Origin of the sequence: Denitromonas iodatirespirans, from assembly GCF_018524365.1 — a bacterium.
In the GTDB taxonomy this organism is placed as follows: Bacteria; Pseudomonadota; Gammaproteobacteria; order Burkholderiales; family Rhodocyclaceae; genus Nitrogeniibacter; species Nitrogeniibacter iodatirespirans.
Genome location: NZ_JAEKFT010000033.1, coordinates 40,913 through 49,696, shown reverse-complemented (window position 1 = coordinate 49,696; position 8,784 = coordinate 40,913). Strand labels below are relative to the sequence as shown.

The following is an 8,784-nucleotide window of genomic DNA, read 5'->3' as shown; positions in this document are numbered from 1 at the left end:
CCGCCGACAAGACCGTCACTCTCGCCAGCACTAGCGCCAGCATCCACGCCAGCGCCAAAACCCACCTCCTGCTCACCGCGAAGGGCGCCTATCTCAAGCTCGAAGGCGGCAACATCGAGTTGCACGCCCCGGGGCCGGTCAAGCTCAAGGCGAGCATGAAGAATCTGACCGGGCCGGCCAGCGCGTCGGTGACGGGGCTGAGATTCCCCAAGGGGGGCGATCCGGCCATCCAAGACCATGTGCGCGAGCTGTTTGACGAGCAGTTTGTCGTTCGGGATGAGGTGTCGGGTGATCCGCTACCGATGACTGGCTACCAGATTGTCGACGAACGAGGCGAGGTGCTGGCATCGGGCACGACGGACTCGGAAGGCAGAGCGCCGCGTGTCAAAGGCTCGCGAAAATCGAAGCTCAAGTTGTTGATCGGGTAAGCGTGCCATGAACCAAACAACGTATGCAGAGGTGACGCGTGTATCGAGATGCTGATGGCGCCGATGGCGTACCGCAGATGAGGGTGATTGCCGAAGGGCAGATGAACCGCACCGAAGGTTCGGAGGTGGTCGCGAAAATCAAACCCGAACCGCTGCTGTTCTTTCGTCCGGCAACGGCCGAGATCGTCGTCGTGATGCCGGAACACCGGGCGGGCTTCTTGCGCGACGCCAGTGTCGTCGAGAGCGTCATTGCGCAGATGGTGCTTGCCCGCGCCAAGGCGCAGACACTGGAAGACGATCTGCTGTGCGACAGGGCGCCATCCGACAGTGACCGGCACCATCTGGCGTTCAGGCTCGACAGGGCGCTTGCCGAGGAGGCGGCCGCACGGCAAAAGGCCAAGGAAGCGCTCGACGGCATCGATTTGAATCCCGGTGCCGACTTGATCGAACTGCTGCCCCTGTCGACACGGACCAACCCGCAAGGGCTGCCGCGGGGCAAGAAGTTCGTCTACGTGCGCAGCCAGAAAGTCAGGAATCACTGGCGCGGCTACAAGCTGAGCGGCGCCGACAAGCCCGAACTCAAGTCCTTTCTGACCCACACGCCAGGCCAGGGCTGGCGCCTGGACGACAGGAAACTGCGCGAGGGGCTGCGCTACGTGCGCGGCGATGTGCTCAAGCAACTGGGGCAGGTCAAGACCACGGCGAAACTCGAACACGAATTGGCCAAAATCGAAGACGAATGGATGCCCGATTTTGCACAGGCCTTCAACGACAACGCGCATTTCGCCTCGCCCGAAGAGGCGGGCGACATGGCCGAGTATGGCGGATCGGCTCGCGTGCTGAGGGCGTTCGCGGGCGCTTCCGGTGCGCTCGAAGGTAACTTCGACGGCTCGCTGGGCGGCATCCTCAAGGGCGAGTTGCCGACGCTCAAGGCGGCGGTCAAGGGCAAGGCCGAAGCCGGTGTGATGCTCGCCGAAGGGCAGGCCGATTTCAAGCTGTTTCTGCCGCATCGCAAAGGGCTGCAACTCCTGGGCATCCCCGCGCTGCGTGAAGAACTGATGAGCGGCAAGACCGTCGTCGACCTGCTGCCGATGGGCTATGTGCGCCTGAGCTTCACTCTCGGCGTCAATGGCGCGGTCGGCGCCAGCCTGCTGGCCGAAGGGGGTGTCGAGGTCGAATTTGATGCCAATGGCACTCAGAAGATCAAGGGCCGCGCCACCGCGCGCACCGCCGACCAGATCGGTCGCCGCAGCATGGTGGTGAACGACAAGAAGGCGATCAAGGCCGAGGCGGGAGCCAAGGCCGAGATCACTGCCTTTGCCGGCGCCTCGGCCGAAGGCTCGGTCAAAGGCGCGCTGCAATGGCAAAAGCCGGAATCAAAAGAGTTTGGTGATTTCGCGCTGATCGAGCCGAAGATCGCCGGCCTGGCCGGTATCGGCGGCAGCGCGGCCTTCTCCATCGGCTACACCGGCGGCAAGTTCAAGATCGTCGCCAAGCTCTCGGGTTGCGTCGGGTTGGGGCTGTCGGGAAAGATCGCAGCCGAAATCGGCGCCGAGCACATCTGGGAGTTCGCCTGCTGGTTCCGGCACCAGGTGGTCGCGGCGGGGGATCAGAATTTGGAGTATTTCGAAGAACGGGCTTTCGAGTCGTTCAGTGCTATGTACACGCTCGCCATCGTGGAAGGGAAGGAGTTGGCAGCATATTTGGGCCGAGAAGCAAGGGAGATGACGGAAGAACTTCGACTGCTCATTCGAAACAACAGAGCAGCCTTTCTGAAAGCAATCAAGTCGTCGGACGACATCCTGCTAATGGCCTCGGCGAACGTGAAAGGCTACCTGCTCGAACAACTGCGTCAGATCAACAAAGATCTGGAGGAAGCGAAGGACGAGTTCGATGTGCAGTGGCGGCAAATGAAACTGGACGTCAAGGAAACCCTTGAATGGCTATTGAGCAGTGTCGAGCAGAAGACGGAGCTTGAGAACGTCTATCAGCACGCCACGGTGGATTTCAGCAAGGTGGCAGATACCGCTCAAGCCAAGACCTTCGTGAGCCGCATGCTCGGCGAGGTGCAGGTTGCCGCGCTGGATGCTCGGCTCAAGGATGCCCCGACGTCGGGCCATCGTTTGATGCGCAACACCGAGCTTGCCTACCAGTTGCAAGACTCGGTGCATGTGGCCTGGAACGAGAGGGCATGGTGGGCGCACGGCACTACGACGTAATTGCGCCTTAGCGCCAAGCGGTTCTGCTATTGAGTACGCACCGAAATCCAGGACCGAGGCGTTTGTTTGGATCCCTTCCTCTTCGCGTGACGACAGTTTCGAATCCCCCAGAGACCGGTCTGGCAACACGCTCGGTTCCATGAGCAGGCCCTTTGGGATCGACGGACCCGCTTCGGCCGGAGATGTCTTGGGAATACCAGTCGTTGACCCACTCGTGGCCGGCTCCCGACATATCAGCGATTCCTAGTTCACCTGACAGCATGCTACCAACGGGTAGCGATATTGTGAGACCGGCGGATCGTCCCCTGTTGGACTTGAAAAGTTGTTCCAGTGCATCCCAGTCGAATGGATGAGGACCTGCAAAATGGATCTCCTTTCCACCGTCCCTTGCGGCGTATTCCCATTGTGTTTCTGTGGGCAGATCAAAGGGTTCTCCAGTGACCTTGGCCAGCCATTGGCAGTAGTTCTTCGCGTCATCCCAGCGTGAACTCCATACTGGATAGTCTGGGTAGCGGAATTCGAGAACAATACTCTCTCCGTCCGCCAAGAACTTTCCGCCCGTCGCGCGCGAATAGACGTCATAGTCGCCATAAGTCACCTGCGTCCGGTAAATCGAAAAGCTGCTCACCGTCACATGCTGCGGCGGTTTGTTGTTGTCGTCTCCGGTGACCGGACCGGGTTGTCCCTCGCGCGCTCCCCAATCCCCGAACCAGAAGCTGCCGCCTTCGACGAACACCATGTTCTTCTTCACGTGTTCGATGAAGCTGGCCAGCTCCTGCGCATCGGGCGGCCCGCCACGGCGCAGGTGGGCGCGGAACTGCTCCCAGAACTGCGCTTTGACTTCGGGCTTTGCCATCCGGAAAAACTGCCCATACCGCTCCCAGACCCAGGGTTGCGGTGATGGTGTATCCAGGGCGCGGTTGAGGAACTCGGCATCCAGGACAAGGCGGTTCTTCTCATCCTTCGGATTGCCATCACTGGTGCGTCTCACGGCTCCCGGCGGCAGCGGCAGCGCAAGATCGGGCCGCTCGACGTCCTTGGGAAAGGGCTTGCCGCCGGGCACGAACGGTTCGTAGACGAATCGAGTTGAATCGGCGTTTGCACATCCGGTGCCAAGAAAGGCAAGGGCGGCGAACAAAGTGGCGATCTTGAAGGGAGGTGACATCGAGATTCACGTCATCGGGAAACGGGGGACTGGATTATAACCGGGGCATCGCGATGAATATGACGAGGAGCTATCTCCGGGTGTGTCGATGCCGTTCCGTCCGCCATGCGGGGACGGTCGGCGAGCGCCAGCTTGTCGTCGTCGACACCGCCGGCGAGGCGCATTGCACTGGGTGGCGCGACCGGACAGGACGGGGCCGTAGTCTCCCGTTCGTCCAGTTCAAGCTGCAGCAGTACAGCGTCCGGCCCAGAATTTTTCTGGCGGCCGGCCGGGGTGTAAGGAATGCCCGTGCGCGAGTGTCTCATGCTCAAGCCCGGGCGAATGCCGTGTTCGCAGCGGGGTGCGCGTCACCCACACCAACCGACAAACGAGACACTGGAGACATTCATGGCAGATGCATCGAAATCACACGTCCTGGCTACTACCTTGCTGGCAGCCGGTCTGATGTCCCTGGGCGGCATGGCGGCGGCCAGCCCGTGCAGCCCCTGTTCGGCCCGCGATCGCAAGGAGGCCGCCACCCGGAATCCATGCGCGGCAAAGAACCCGTGCGCGGCAAAAAATCCCTGCGCGGCCAACCCGTGCGCGGCCAAGGCTCCCAATCCGTGTGCGGCCAAGGCCATCATGCGTCCGGCGGGCTATACGCCGATGAAGGGCGATGCCCGGCTGGGCGAGCGCCTGTTCAACGATCCCAAGTTGTCGACCAACGGGATGTCCTGCAATACCTGCCACACCGGCGGCGCGGCCTATGCGGCGAGCTTCGCCCAACCCTATCCGCACCCGGTGCAGATGGCCCTGGACAATTTCGGCATGGCGCAGATCCACCTCGATGAAATGGTGCAGCTGTGCATGGTGATGCCGATGGCCGCTCAGCCGCTGGACTGGCAGTCAAAGGAACTGGCTGCGCTGGTGGCCTATCTAGGCGAGGTGCAGAAAACCTTCAGGCCCAACCCGTGTGCGGCCCGGAATCCGTGTGCGGCGAAAAATCCCTGTGCCGCGAAGAACCCCTGCGCGGCACGCTGAGCTTGCCCCCGTCGTTCGCCGCCGCTATTGTCGGCATGACGGCGAGTTAAAAAAATGGGCGCCTGCGGGCGCCCGTTGTCTTGGAGAACAGCTCATGTCTGCGACGCTTCGACTGGACGATTTCCTGCCAGCGCTGGCCAGCATCCCCCGCGCCCGGCGGCTGCAGATGCAGGCGGCGGCGCGGGATATGGCCGAGTGCTACCGGGTGCTGCGCAAGGGTGGTTTGAACGTGGTCGGCGAGGTGTTGCGCGGCGGCGGGGCGTTCGTGGAAATGTCGCACTACCCCGAAGACGATGTGTACGACCGCGACAGCCATGCCCAGTACTACTACCATGCGCACCGCGGCGTCGACGCCGAGCATGGTCACTTCCACACCTTCGTGCGCGCGGCCGGCATTCCCGAGGGGCTGGCGCCGCTGGCGCTGCCGCATGCCAGCGCCCCCCGGCCGAGCGGCGACGACGCCATCTGCCACCTGATCGCGGTGTCGATGGACGGCTGGGGTTACCCGTCGGGCCTGTTCACCACCAACCGCTGGGTGACCGATGAGTCGTGGTATCCGGCCGAAGCGGCGATCGCGATCCTGCCGCGTTTCGAGATCGACCATGCCTTTCCTTCGTGGCCGACCAATCGCTGGCTGAGCGCCCTGTTGCGCCTCTACGGCCCGCAGATCGAAGGCCTGCTGCGCCACCGTGACGAGGTCATGGCGCGCTGCCAGGCCGCCCGGCCGGGCGAGGATGTGTACGAGGACCGCAACATCGATGTGATCGGCTATCTGCCGATCGCCGTCGATACCTTCTCCGATGCGCTGACCGAATCCCTGCGCTGACACCTGGTCAGCAAAAAAAACGGGCCGTTCATCGGCCCGTTTTTGCGCCCGGCGGGGCTTATTGCACCACCAGCTTGTAGTCGGGTGTTGGGTTCAGCGGGCACGAATAGACATACTCGCCCGGCTTGAGATCGATCTCGTAGTCCTGCGTCTTGCCCGTCACCAGGCCGCCGCCCGAGGCGCTGGGCAGCAGGGCGCGGTTGGCGAGGCCGTCGCCGCGTACCCAGAAACCGAGCTCGTAAGGCACGTTTTCGTTGCTGACACGGAAGATGGTGCGCCCCGGCTTGAGCCTCAGCACCTTGGCCTTGGCCAGCCGCTGATCGCCGGTCTTGGCGTTGATCTCGCGACAGTCGTCGGCGCTCTTCGGCGTGTAGCCGTGGTCGACCCCGTTTTCGCTTTCGAGGAACTGGCAGCCGATCTGGCGCAAGCTCACTACGGTCGGCTCTGCCGCGGCATGGGCCATGCCGGCGCCCAGGCCGATGACGAGCAGCGCGGCGGTGATCGAGTGGGTGTGAGGCTTCATGGGGTCTCTCCTGGACAAGGAGCGGGCCGGCGGGCGGCGCGCTCGGGTCGATGAAGCATCCGCCGCGACGGGCGGAATGCGTTGTCGGGGAGATAGACCGGCCGACGCGTCGATTGCTTACGGTCGGCGAGCGTCCGGTGCTTGCTAGATCTGGCGCGGCGAGCAGGGCGGCGAGGCCTGGGGGCGGGCCTGGCACTGGGCGGACGCCTTCAGCCAGGCGAGTGCGGCCTCGTGGTCGGTGAACAGCTTCATGTCGTAACCGGCGTTGCGGGCGGCGGTTTCGACAAAATCGTGGGAGTGGTCGTCGGCATCGACCAGCATCGCCACCCGGTCGGTCCGTGCCATGCCGATCATGGCCAGGCTGGCATAGGCGAACTGGTAGTTGCCGAACACCGAGGCCACGTTGCTGGCGCCGCGCATGTCGAACAGGTAGCACGACACCCCGCGCCGGGCGCCCAGGGCGGCGGCGTCGCGGGTGAACTGGGTGGCCCGCTCGACGGTGATGTCGTCGGAAACGCAGCAATGCACGAAGCGACCACATTCCGAAAGAGAAACGGCGTAATTCATGATCTATCCTGTCCTGGCGCCCGCTGGCGTTGATCTGGGGCGGGTCGAGCCGCCGCCGAACGCGATGTTCGGGTCGCTCTGCCACCTTAGCCAGATCGGGTGACACCGGCCAGTGCATGACACAAGCTCTGACGTGTTGGCGCCGAACGGCCGGCGAGACAGGGGGCTTCAGTTTGCGTGGCGGCGTGCCGATAGAATGGGCAGCCAGACAGGGATTGCGAGGACGCTCGTGGGTTGGTTGCGACATTGGTTGGGACGGACAGCGCAGACGGCGCCGACGCGGGACGATACGCCCCACGCTGTGCCCACGCCGGCTGCTGCGCCCGCGCCGATGCCACAGCCTGCGCCGCTGCCAGACGCCTTCGCGGCTGCGGGCGGCGTGTTGATGTGGCAGGCCGTGGTGGGCCCGCGCGCCGAGCCGCTCGGCTACCGTTTCTTCTGCTCGGCCACCGACATGCCCGACGCCGGCAGCCCACCGCCGCGGGTGATGCGCGATACGCGCTTGATCCAGCAGGTGGCGGCGTTGTCGCCGGGCTGGCGCCGTCGTCGCCAGCTCTTTGTCGAACTCGATGCCGAGGCGCTGGATGTCGAGGCCCTGGTGCAGCTCGGCGGGCAGGGCGCCAACCTGATTCTCGATTCGACCCACCGCAGCGAGCCGGCCGGCGCGGCGACGCGGCAGGCGATCGACCGCCTGCGGGCGATCGGCTTTGCCGTCTTTCTCGAGGCGCGCGACGACGGGCCGTGGCTGAGCTCGCTCGTCGGGCAGGCGGGCAGCCTGGCGCTGCGCTTCGGTGCCGCCGCGATAGATGCACCGCGCCTGCAGGCGGCGTATCCGGGCGTGGCCTGGTGTGCCCTCGATGTGCCGACGCTCGACGATATGTTGCTGGCCCAGCAGATGGGCTGTGTCGCCATCACCGGTCCGGTGGTCAGCGCGCGGACGTCTTGCCTGGGCGGGCGCTTTTCGCCCGACGGCCTGCGCGTCACTTCGTTGCTCAGCCAGCTGCGCCAAGGCGCCGAGATCCGCGAGATGGCCGGCGTGCTCAAACAGGACGTGGCCCTGTCCTATCGTCTGCTGCGCTATGTGAATGCGGCGGCCTGGGGCATGACCACGCCGATCAGCTCGATCGAGCATGCTCTGCTGATGCTCGGCCGACGCCCGCTCTATCGCTGGCTGATGCTGCTGCTACTGGCCGGCGCGCCCAAGGCGGCGCTGACCGAGGTGCGCGGCGAGGCCACGCTGGTGCGGGCGCGCTTCATGGAGTTGCTGGGCGAGTCCTTGCACGTGTCGCAGCGCGACGAGTTGTTCGTGCTGGGCATGTTGTCGCAGCTCGACACGGTGCTGCAGGTGCCCGTGCCGCGGGTGCTCGACACCTTGCCGATGAGCGCCACGGTGCGCGCGGCACTGGGCGACGCGGCGCCCGACGACAGCCCCTATGCGCCCTACCTGGCCCTGGCCCGCGCCTGGGACGACGGCGACAGCGCGGCCGTGCTGGCCGGTTGCGCGCGTCTCGGGCTGGCGCCGGAGGCGGCCGCCCGGTGTCATCTGGCCGCCTTCGAATGGGTGCTGGAGAACGGGCAGTAACCGCGCCGCCAGCCGACCGCCTCGGTACCAGGGAATCAATCGACGGCGCGTGCCGATTGCAGCATTGCGCACGCGCTCACGTCGTTGCCAACCTCGCTCGCAACGATGTCTTCACACGTTTTCAGCCGCCGCTGAGCGCCTGCACGATCAGCACTTCGTCGGCCGTCGCCAGTGGATGCGACAAGGCGAAGATCTGCACCCCGCCGATGAAGCAGCGCATGTGGCGGCGGATGTGGCCTTGTTCGTCCACCATGCGAAAGCGCAGGCCCGGAAACTGCCGGTCGAGATCGTCGAGCAGTGCGCCCAGCGTCTCGCCCTGCGCCTCGACCCAGGGCGCGTGGGTGTAGTCGTGCAGGGCGGAGGGGATGAGTACGCGCATGGTTCAGAACTGGTGAATAAATCTACTGCGCGTGCCGATTGCTGCGTTGCTCATTTGCTCTCTCCTCGCCTATCG

9 protein-coding genes are annotated in these 8,784 nt (G+C 64.5%); 5 read left to right on the top strand and 4 right to left on the bottom strand.

Features of this window, described 5'->3' with window-relative positions:
- Both I8J34_RS20725 and I8J34_RS20720 read left to right on the top strand, forming a co-directional pair.
- Nucleotides 1–428 (top strand): DUF2345 domain-containing protein (locus tag I8J34_RS20725; protein WP_214363546.1); only part of this gene is annotated, 428 nt, incomplete at its 5' end.
- Nucleotides 429–505: 77 nt separating this feature from the next.
- Nucleotides 506–2,647: a hypothetical protein gene (locus tag I8J34_RS20720; protein ID WP_214363545.1), complete on the top strand. Its 2,142-nt coding sequence runs from the start codon at nucleotides 506–508 to the stop codon at nucleotides 2,645–2,647.
- Between the two features lie 7 nt (nucleotides 2,648–2,654).
- Here the strand turns inward: I8J34_RS20720 and I8J34_RS20715 are convergent, their stop codons facing one another.
- Nucleotides 2,655–3,812, bottom strand: coding sequence for a formylglycine-generating enzyme family protein (locus tag I8J34_RS20715; protein WP_214363544.1), 1,158 nt, complete (start codon nucleotides 3,810–3,812; stop codon nucleotides 2,655–2,657).
- A gap of 303 nt (nucleotides 3,813–4,115) precedes the next feature.
- On the opposite strand from I8J34_RS20715, the gene I8J34_RS20710 reads away from it, so the two are divergent.
- Together I8J34_RS20710 and I8J34_RS20705 are read left to right on the top strand one after the other, a co-directional pair.
- A complete protein-coding gene (locus I8J34_RS20710) occupies nucleotides 4,116–4,832 on the top strand; it encodes a c-type cytochrome (RefSeq protein ID WP_230411939.1) in 717 nt (238 codons plus the stop codon).
- A gap of 94 nt (nucleotides 4,833–4,926) precedes the next feature.
- The gene (locus I8J34_RS20705) at nucleotides 4,927–5,658 is read left to right on the top strand and encodes a DUF6969 family protein (RefSeq protein WP_214363543.1); all 732 of its coding nucleotides are present in this window, start codon (nucleotides 4,927–4,929) and stop codon (nucleotides 5,656–5,658) included.
- A 58-nt stretch (nucleotides 5,659–5,716) separates the two neighbouring features.
- On the opposite strand, the gene I8J34_RS20700 is transcribed toward I8J34_RS20705, so the two are convergent.
- Nucleotides 5,717–6,181 carry a hypothetical protein gene (locus tag I8J34_RS20700; protein WP_214363542.1) on the bottom strand — a complete coding sequence of 155 codons (465 nt, stop codon included), beginning with the start codon at nucleotides 6,179–6,181 and terminating at the stop codon, nucleotides 5,717–5,719.
- Between the two features lie 144 nt (nucleotides 6,182–6,325).
- Nucleotides 6,326–6,748, bottom strand: a complete 423-nt coding sequence (locus tag I8J34_RS20695) for an STAS/SEC14 domain-containing protein (RefSeq protein WP_214363541.1) — start codon at nucleotides 6,746–6,748, stop codon at nucleotides 6,326–6,328.
- A gap of 331 nt (nucleotides 6,749–7,079) precedes the next feature.
- On the opposite strand from I8J34_RS20695, the gene I8J34_RS20690 reads away from it, so the two are divergent.
- On the top strand, nucleotides 7,080–8,330 hold the full coding sequence (locus I8J34_RS20690) for an EAL and HDOD domain-containing protein (protein ID WP_214363540.1): 1,251 nt from the start codon (nucleotides 7,080–7,082) through the stop codon (nucleotides 8,328–8,330).
- A gap of 121 nt (nucleotides 8,331–8,451) precedes the next feature.
- Here I8J34_RS20690 and I8J34_RS20685 read toward each other — a convergent pair whose 3' ends face one another.
- On the bottom strand, nucleotides 8,452–8,709 hold the full coding sequence (locus I8J34_RS20685; protein WP_214363539.1) for a MoaD/ThiS family protein: 258 nt from the start codon (nucleotides 8,707–8,709) through the stop codon (nucleotides 8,452–8,454).
- Nucleotides 8,710–8,784 lie beyond the last annotated feature (75 nt).